At 40.0% G+C, this 8,656-nt stretch carries 4 protein-coding genes; all 4 read left to right on the top strand.

Going from position 1 to position 8,656, the window contains the following annotated elements; all coding sequences use genetic code 11:
- A partial coding sequence (rplJ, locus tag ACZFYI_RS10870; protein WP_462524154.1) for a 50S ribosomal protein L10 occupies positions 1 to 311 on the top strand: 311 nt, incomplete at its 5' end.
- 54 nt (positions 312 to 365) lie between these two features.
- The gene (gene rplL, locus ACZFYI_RS10865) at positions 366 to 749 is read left to right on the top strand and encodes a 50S ribosomal protein L7/L12 (RefSeq protein WP_462524153.1); all 384 of its coding nucleotides are present in this window, start codon (positions 366 to 368) and stop codon (positions 747 to 749) included.
- 153 nt (positions 750 to 902) lie between these two features.
- The gene (rpoB, locus tag ACZFYI_RS10860; protein WP_462524152.1) at positions 903 to 4,778 is read left to right on the top strand and encodes a DNA-directed RNA polymerase subunit beta; all 3,876 of its coding nucleotides are present in this window, start codon (positions 903 to 905) and stop codon (positions 4,776 to 4,778) included.
- Positions 4,779 to 4,825: 47 nt separating this feature from the next.
- Positions 4,826 to 8,656 (top strand): DNA-directed RNA polymerase subunit beta' (gene rpoC, locus ACZFYI_RS10855; protein WP_462524151.1); only part of this gene is annotated, 3,831 nt, incomplete at its 3' end.

Below are 8,656 nucleotides of genomic sequence, written 5' to 3'. Positions count from 1 at the left end.
CTTTAAAAGGATTCTCAGGTATTATCTTCTCAAAAGAGACTGGTAACCTTCCTGCAAAAGTAATCCTAGATTTCAGAAAAAAACTTGGAAAAAAAGAAGTTAGGCCTTTGTTTAAAGGAGCATCAATTGATTCAGGAATTTTCTTAGGTGAGGATCAGTTGGATTTACTTTCCAACTTGAAGTCCAAGCAAGAACTTCTTGGAGATGTGATTGCGCTTCTTCAATCCCCTGCTAAAAACCTTATTTCTGCACTTCAAAGTGGTCAGAATACATTGGCAGGTCTTGTTAAGACGCTTTCTGAAAAAGAATAAAATATTAAGTTATCAAATCAGTTAAAAAAAATCAACAATTTAAATATTAATACAATGGCAGATCTTAAACAACTTGCTGATCAGTTAGTAAACTTGACTGTAAAAGAAGTAAAAGAATTGGCTGATATATTGAAGGATGAATACGGCATTGAGCCTGCAGCTGCTGCTGTAGCTGTTGCTGGTCCTGCTGGTGGTGCCGGTGCCGGTGCTGCTGAAGTGGAAGAAAAAACTTCTTTTGATGTAATCTTGAAAGCTGCTGGCGGTCAGAAATTGGCTGTTGTGAAGCTAGTGAAAGAATTGACCGGTCTTGGCTTGAAAGAAGCTAAAGAATTGGTTGATGGAGCTCCTAAAGCTGTAAAAGAAGGTATCGCTAAAGATGAGGCTGATGCTTTGAAGAAGTCTCTTGAAGAAGCTGGTGCTGAAGTAGAGATTAAATAATTTGAATAACCTTTCCTTATAGGCAAAGGTTATGAATTAGGACCTGACTCAATAGTCAGGTCTTTTCCTGTTTGTGCACAGGTAATAAATTGCATTATTCTAAGCGAAAATTGTCGCATTTAGTTATTCATTATCACTAAAACATATACTGCCTTGGCTATCCAGAATCAAACCGTAAGGAAAAGTTTCTCATCTATTAAGGTAGTCAAAGACTATCCGGATTTCTTAGATATCCAATTACAATCTTTCAAAGACTTTTTCCAATTGGATACTCCTGCTGAAAGAAGAAGACAAGATGGTCTGTTCAAGGTATTTTCTGAGAATTTCCCTATTTCGGATTCTCGTGAAAACTTTACACTTGAATTTATTGACTACGCAGTCGATCCTCCAAAATACAGTGTTGAGGAGTGCATTGACAGAGGTCTTACTTATTCTGTTCCTCTTAAAGCGAAATTACGTCTTCTTTGTCATGATGAAGACAATGAGGATTTTGAAACCATCGAGCAAGAAGTTTTCTTAGGGAACCTTCCTTACATGACCGAAAAGGGTTCATTTGTAATAAATGGAGCCGAAAGGGTAATTGTATCCCAATTGCATAGATCTCCGGGTGTTTTCTTTGCGCAAAGCAAACACACAAATGGTACCAAGCTATATTCAGCCAGAATTATTCCATTTAAAGGCAGCTGGATTGAATTTGCAACGGATATCAATAACGTCATGTATGCGTACATTGACAGAAAGAAAAAATTCCCTGTAACTACCTTGTTGAGAGCCATTGGTTTTGGTTCAGATAAGGAAATACTTGATTTGTTTGGTCTTTCCGAAGAAATCGATGCTACTAAAAATAATCTTAAAAAAGTTTCCGGTAGAAAACTTGCTGCACGTGTTCTCAGAACTTGGGTAGAGGATTTTGTAGATGAGGATACAGGAGAAGTAGTTTCTATAGACAGAAATGAAGTTTTGTTGGAAAGGGATTCCATTCTTACTGACGAAGATATTGCCTTGATTTTGGAATCAGGTGCAAAGTCTATCATTCTCCACAGAGAAGATGTCAATGTTGCTGACTTTTCCATAATTTATAATACACTTCAGAAAGATAATTCCAACTCTGAAAAAGAAGCAGTTGAAGTTATCTATCGTCAATTGAGAAATACCGAAGCTCCTGATGAGGCAACTGCCCGTGAGGTTATTCACGGTCTTTTCTTCTCTGACAAAAGATATGACTTAGGAGAAGTAGGTAGATATAGAATAAACAAAAAATTAGGATTACAGATTGATCCTGAGAAAATTGTATTGACAACTGAAGATATCATCAGCATTGTGAAGTACTTGATCGGTTTGATCAATTCCAAAGCGGTAGTCGATGATATTGACCACTTAAGTAACAGAAGGGTCCGAACAGTTGGCGAACAATTGTACAGTCAATTCGGAGTTGGTCTTGCACGTATGGCAACAACAATTAGAGAAAGAATGAACGTCCGTGACAATGAAGACTTTAAGCCTGTTGACTTGATTAATGCACGTACGCTTTCTTCTGTAATTAACTCATTCTTTGGCACGAACCAACTTTCCCAGTTTATGGATCAGACTAACCCACTAGCTGAACTTACCCACAAGAGGAGGTTATCTGCATTGGGCCCAGGCGGTCTTTCTAGGGAAAGAGCTGGATTTGAAGTTCGTGACGTTCACTATACGCATTATGGCCGTTTGTGTACTATCGAGACACCTGAAGGTCCAAATATTGGATTGATATCCTCTCTTTGCGTTCACGCAAAAGTGAATTCTATGGGTTTCCTTGAAACTCCATACAGAAAAGTGAAAGACAGTAAAGTAAGCATGAATGCTAACGATATTGTTTTCTTGACTGCTGAAGAAGAGGATGACCACAATATCGCACAGGCAAATGCGCCATTGGATGCTAATGGTGTATTTATAAATGAAAAAGTAAAAGCAAGATTTGAGGGTGATTTCCCGGTTTTAGAGCCTAAGGAAATAAGCTATATGGATGTTGCTCCTAATCAAATTGTATCAGTTGCAGCTTCCCTGATTCCATTCTTGGAACATGATGATGCCAACCGTGCTTTGATGGGATCTAACATGCAACGTCAGGCTGTTCCATTATTGAAACCTGAGGCTCCGATTGTGGGTACCGGTTTGGAAGCAAAAGCAGCTACTGATTCTAGGTCTTTGGTTTTGGCTGAAGCAGATGGCGTAGTGGAATATGTGGATGCTAGTAAAATCACTATCAAGTACAACCTGACTGAAGATGACCTTTTGGTAAATTTCAGTGATGAGTACAAGACTTATGAACTGGTTAAATTTAGAAGAACCAATCAGGACACTACCATCAATATCACTCCATTGGTATTAAAAGGGGAGAAAGTAACCAAAGGTCAGGTTCTGGTTGAGGGTTATTCTACTAATAATGGTGAGTTGGCTTTAGGTAAAAACCTGATGGTCGCGTACATGCCATGGCAAGGATATAACTTCGAAGATGCGATCGTTATTTCCGAAAGGGTAGTAAGGGAAGATGTATTTACCTCCATTCACATTGAGGAATTCCAACTTGAAGTAAGGGATACCAAAAGAGGAGAGGAAGAACTTACTTCTGAAATTCCAAACGTTTCTGAAGAAGCTGTTAAAAACCTTGACGAAAATGGTGTCATCAGAGTTGGTGCTGAGGTAAAAGAAGGTGATATTATCATTGGAAAGATTACGCCAAAAGGTGAAACTGATCCAACACCTGAAGAGAAATTGCTGAGAGCAATCTTTGGTGATAAAGCCGGGGATGTAAAAGATGCTTCATTGAAAGCTTCTCCATCATTAAATGGTGTTGTTATCGAAACCAAACTATTCTCTAGACCTAAGAAAGACAAAGACCTTCGGGCAAAATCAAAAGCCGAGGTTGAAAAACTGAAAGGCAAATATGCCAAAGACCTTTTGGGTATCCGTGCAAAAATGATCAATAAATTAGTCACTCTTCTTGACGGGAAAACTTCTCAAGGTGTAAGACATAAATTTGGAGATGAGATCATCAGCAAAGGTGTTAAGTTCAACTTGAAGAACATTGAGCAAAATCTCTTCCCTGCAAAAAACCCTTACAGAGATGAGTCTAACTACAATGTTCCTGAAGAAGCAAACCTAATTTCAGACATTATCCTTGATGACTGGACTGAAGATGATCACACAAATGTTTTGATCCAAAAGTTGGTTAAGAACTACGTGAATTCCAGAAATGAAATTTCCGGTAGATTCAAGAGAGATAAATTTACCCTTGAGGTTGGAGATGAACTTCCGGCTGGTATCGTCCAGCTTGCTAAAGTTTATGTTGCCAAAAAACGTAAACTAAAAGTTGGAGATAAGATGGCAGGTCGTCATGGGAACAAAGGTATTGTAGCCCGAATTGTAAGGGAAGAAGACATGCCTTTCTTGGAAGATGGTTCTCCTATGGATATTGTACTCAATCCACTAGGTGTACCTTCAAGGATGAACATCGGTCAGATTTATGAGACCGTTCTTGCTTGGGCCGGTATGAAGCTTGGTAAGAAATATTCTACACCAATCTTCGACGGAGCTACCATGGAGGAAGTATCCCATGAATTGGATTTGGCAGGATTGCCTTCTTATGGCAGGACTTACCTATATGATGGTCTATCAGGTAAAAGATTTGATCAGCCGGTAACAGTAGGTATCACTTACATGTTGAAACTTGGTCACTTGGTAGATGACAAGATGCACGCAAGGTCTATCGGTCCATATTCTTTGATCACGCAGCAGCCATTGGGTGGTAAAGCCCAGTTTGGTGGACAGCGTTTTGGAGAGATGGAAGTTTGGGCGCTCGAAGCATTTGGAGCATCCCATGTGTTGCAGGAAATCTTAACTGTGAAATCTGATGACGTGGTCGGTAGAGCCAAGGCGTATGAGGCTATAGTAAAAGGTGAAAACCTTCCCAAGCCAAATATCCCTGAATCATTCAACGTATTGGTTCACGAGCTAAGAGGACTTGCTCTAGAGATTACCCTTGATTAATAAAATTTCAATGGGCCGGAAGGCCCTTCACATACTCTTCGACAATTATGGCGTTCAGAAAAAACAAAAAACTAAACAACGACTTTTCCAGAGTCACTATTAGTTTGGCCTCTCCAGAATCCATTCTGGATAGTTCACATGGTGAAGTAACGCAGCCCGAAACAATCAACTACAGAACCTATAAGCCTGAAATGGGTGGATTGTTCTGCGAGAGGATTTTCGGTCCTGTAAAAGACTGGGAATGTCATTGTGGAAAATATAAGCGCATAAGATATAAAGGTATCATCTGTGACAGATGTGGTGTTGAAGTTACTGAAAAGAAAGTAAGAAGAGAGAGAATGGGACACATCGAATTGGTGGTTCCAGTGGCTCATATCTGGTACTTCAAATCCCTTCCTAACAAAATTGGATACTTATTGGGTCTTCCGACCAAAAAATTGGATCAAATTGTTTATTATGAAAGATATGCAGTCGTCCAAGCTGGTATTAAAGCAGAAGACGGCGTACAATATCTTGACTTTTTGACAGAAGACGAATATCTGGATATCATGGATAAGCTTCCAAAAGAAAACCAGATGCTTGACGATGATGATCCAAATAAATTCATCGCCAAAATGGGTGCAGAGGCTATCGAGATGCTTTTGTCCAGATTGGATTTGGATGACCTTTCTTACAGCTTGAGACATCAGGCAGCTACAGATACTTCTCAGCAAAGAAAAGCTGAGGCCTTGAAAAGGCTAAAAGTCGTTGAGGCTTTCAGAGAAGCAAGAACTAGAATTGAAAACCGTCCTGAGTGGATGGTTGTAAGAATGGTTCCCGTTATTCCACCGGAATTGAGACCATTGGTTCCTTTGGATGGAGGTAGATTTGCTACTTCTGATTTGAATGACCTTTACAGAAGGGTAATTATCAGAAACAATCGTCTTAAGAGATTGATAGATATCAAAGCACCTGAGGTCATTTTGAGAAATGAAAAAAGGATGCTACAGGAAGCTGTCGATTCTTTATTTGACAATTCAAGAAAAGTAAATGCCGTAAGATCGGATGGTAACCGTGCTTTAAAATCCCTTTCAGATATGTTGAAAGGAAAGCAAGGACGTTTCCGTCAAAACTTGCTCGGTAAAAGGGTGGATTATTCAGGACGTTCGGTTATTGTCGTAGGACCTGAATTGAAACTTCACGAGTGCGGTCTTCCAAAAAATATGGCAGCTGAGCTTTTCAAACCTTTTATCATCAGAAAACTGATTGAAAGGGGTATTGTAAAGACAGTAAAATCTGCCAAGAAAATTGTTGATAGAAAAGATCCTGTAGTATGGGATATTCTTGAAAACGTATTGAAAGGACACCCTGTATTGTTAAACCGTGCTCCAACTTTGCACAGATTAGGTATCCAGGCTTTCCAACCAAAATTGATCGAAGGAAAAGCAATCCAGCTTCACCCATTGGTATGTACTGCATTCAACGCCGATTTTGACGGTGACCAGATGGCGGTTCACGTACCACTCGGACATGAGGCAATCTTGGAAGCTTCTACTTTGATGCTTTCCTCACATAATATCCTTAACCCTGCCAACGGAGCACCTATCACGGTACCTTCTCAAGACATGGTTCTTGGTTTATACTATGTGACCAAAGGAAAAAGATCAACTCCTGAAGAAATTGTCCTTGGAGAAGGAATGACTTTCTATGGAGAAGAAGAAGTGATCATCGCCCTTAATGAAGGTAGAATTTCTCAACATGCATTTATCAAGTGTAAAGTGCATGTAAGGGATGAAAATGGTCAATTGGTTGAAAAAGTCATTGAAACTGTCGCAGGCAGATTGATTTTTAACCAATTTGTTCCTGAGGTTGTAGGCTTTGTCAATGAGTTATTGACTAAGAAAAAACTTCAACAGATCATTTCAGAAGTTGTTAAAATCTGCGGTGTTTCCAGAACAGCCCAGTTCCTTGATGATATCAAACACCTTGGATTCCAAATGGCATATGCCGGTGGATTGTCCATGGGATTGAATGACGTTATTATTCCTGTTGAAAAAGATCCATTGATTGCAAAAGCAAAAGATGAGGTTGATCAGGTTTGGAATAACTACCTGATGGGTTTGATCACAGACAATGAAAGATATAATCAGGTAATTGATATCTGGACTAGAACGAATTCCTTCCTTACCAATATCCTGATGAAACAGATGGAGGAAGATAAGCAAGGATTTAATGCCATTTACATGATGATGCACTCAGGCGCCAGAGGATCCAGAGAGCAGATTCGTCAACTTGGTGGTATGAGAGGTTTGATGGCTAAGCCACAGAAAAACCTTCAAGGTTCTGTCGGTGAAATCATCGAAAACCCAATCCTATCCAACTTCAAAGAAGGACTAGACGTATTGGAGTACTTCATCTCTACACACGGTGCACGTAAAGGTCTTGCAGATACTGCCTTGAAAACAGCCGATGCGGGTTACTTGACCAGAAGACTTGTAGACGTTGCTCAAGACATGATCATCTCTGAAGAGGATTGTGGTACTTTGAGAGGTCTAGTCGTTCAGGCTTTGAAAGACAACGACGAAATCGTTGAACCGCTTTCTGAAAGAATCTTAGGCCGAGTTTCAGTACATGATGTATATGATGCAGTGACTGAAGAACTTGTTGTTCCTGCAGGAATTGAAATCACTGAAGAAATTGCAAGGAAAGTTGACGAATCTACCATAGAGGAAGTTGAAATCAGGTCAGTACTTACTTGTGAGACGAGAAGAGGTGTCTGTGCAAAATGCTATGGACGTAACCTTGCAACTGGTAGAATGGTACAAAACGGTGAATCAGTCGGTGTAATTGCCGCACAGTCTATCGGTGAGCCAGGTACACAGTTGACTTTGAGAACCTTCCACGTAGGTGGTACCGCTTCAAACATTTCTGTTGAAGCAAGCATCACTGCCAAGTTTGAAGGTATTGTTGAGTTTGATGAGGAATTGAGATGGATTGATACCACCACCAAAGAAGGCGAACCTGTCTCCATGGTAATGGGTAGATCGGGAGAAATCAAAATCAATGATGCTAAGACCGGAAAGACTTTGGTTTCAAACCATGTTCCTTATGGAGCTACTTTGAATGTAAAGGATGGCCAAAAAATCGGAAAAGGAGATGCTCTTTGTAAGTGGGATCCATACAATGCCGTAATCCTTTCGGAATTTGATGGTGAAGTTGAATTCGACTCCATCATCGAAGGCGTTACTTTCAAAGAAGTAGCCGATGACCAGACTGGCTATAGAGAGAAAGTTATCATTGATACCAAAGATAAAACCAAAAACCCTGCTGTCGTTGTAAACTACGGTTCAGACGAAAGCAAATCTTACAATATCCCTGTTGGTGCTCACTTAGCTGTTGAAGCTGGTGAAGTAGTGAAGTCAGGTCAAATCTTGGTAAAAATTCCAAGATCTGTTGGTAAAACAAGAGATATCACCGGTGGTCTTCCTAGGGTAACAGAATTGTTCGAAGCGAGAAATCCTTCCAACCCTGCAGTAGTTTCTGAAATCGACGGAGTGGTAACATACGGTGGCATCAAAAGAGGTAACAGGGAAATCTTCATCGAATCTAAAGATGGTGTGAAGAAAAGATACATGGTTTCTCTTTCCAAGCATATCCTTGTTCAGGAAAATGACTTTATCCGTGCAGGTGAAGCTTTGTCAGATGGAGCTATTACGCCAAGTGATATCCTATCTATCAAAGGACCGACCGCTGTACAGGAATATTTGGTAAATGAAATACAGGAAGTTTACAGACTTCAAGGTGTAAAAATCAATGACAAGCATATAGAGGTGATTGTAAGCCAGATGATGCAGAAAGTTGAAATCCTTGATGCAGGTGATACAGGATTCCTTCAAAAT

It is taken from the genome of Aquiflexum sp., from assembly GCF_977115555.1.
Note: the sequence above shows the minus strand (reverse complement) of the source record. Positions and strands in the feature narration are given on the sequence as shown.

Excerpts from the sequence above, each read along its gene's own strand:
- rplL (WP_462524153.1), top strand. The coding sequence starts at position 366 with ATGGCAGATCTTAAACAACTTGCTGATCAGTTAGTAAACTTGACTGTA.